The 528-nt window shown below is 77.3% G+C and carries 1 protein-coding gene; it reads right to left on the bottom strand.

Annotation, left to right across the window (positions count from 1 at the left end; all coding sequences use genetic code 11):
- The coding region (locus F2B26_RS16920) for a hypothetical protein (protein ID WP_201292834.1) at positions 1-528 on the bottom strand (528 nt) is incomplete at both ends.

Here is a 528-nt window from a genome sequence, read left to right on the forward strand (position 1 = left end):
CGCCGTGCGGCGCTGCCCGAGGCCGGCGGCGACCTGGCCGGCCACCAGGTACGCCTCGACCGCGTGGTGCAGGTCACCGGCGGCGTCCAGCCGGCCCGCCACCCGACGGGCCACCCGCAGGTCCGGTGGCTCGACGGTGCCGAGCCCGACCCTCGCCTGCACCGCGATGAGCAGGGCGCGGTCACGCCAACCGGCGCGCCGCTGCACCCGCGCCTCCTCGGCGGCCGTGACGGCCACGTCGTAGGCACGCTGCAGATCATCGTCGAGCAGCAGGTAGCGGGCCCGACGCAACCGGGCCTCGAGCCGCATGAGGTGGGCACCCGCGTCGTCGAACTCCTGCTCGGCCCGGCCGGCCGCGGCGACCGCCTCGGGCAGCAGCCGCAGGTCGGCCATCGCGTCGGCCAGCTCCACGTAGTGCTCACCCAACGGCAGCCCGGCGCTGCGGTAGAGCCGCTCCGCCTCCTCGAAGTCGTGCAGCGCCGGACCCAGCCGGCCCGCGCGCGTCGCGATCCAGGCGCGGCTGCCGGT

Source organism: Cellulomonas citrea, from assembly GCF_009829685.1.
Classification (GTDB): Bacteria; Actinomycetota; Actinomycetes; order Actinomycetales; family Cellulomonadaceae; genus Cellulomonas; species Cellulomonas citrea.